This window comes from Psychrobacter sp. TB20-MNA-CIBAN-0197, from assembly GCF_040309765.1.
Classification (GTDB): domain Bacteria; phylum Pseudomonadota; class Gammaproteobacteria; order Pseudomonadales; family Moraxellaceae; genus Psychrobacter; species Psychrobacter submarinus.
Map to the genome: position 1 here is coordinate 1 of NZ_JBEOPC010000661.1, position 269 is coordinate 269.

Sequence of the window (269 nt, forward strand, 5' to 3'; positions counted from 1 at the left end):
GGGTTTGAGGTGTAGAGGCTTTAACACCCTTTTTATGATTACTTGGAAATAATAGCGTGGTAATTAAAGAGTTATACTCATTAATTAATTGACGAGGAATAAGAAATTTAAATAAACCCGAAAAAGGCTTTAGCTCTGTGAGAGCACTTACATTTTTTAGCTTTAAAATAACGGTAAAAATAACACTCAGCAATAAAACGAGTAAAATAATTGGCACATACCAGTACGTAAAATAATCATCAAATACATGATTTAAAGAAATAGTATGC

General features: G+C 30.1%; 1 protein-coding gene. It reads right to left on the reverse strand.

The annotated features are described in order from the left end of the window. Window positions 1-269: hypothetical protein (locus AAEY83_RS15420; protein ID WP_351060314.1), on the reverse strand; the 269-nt coding region annotated here is incomplete at both ends.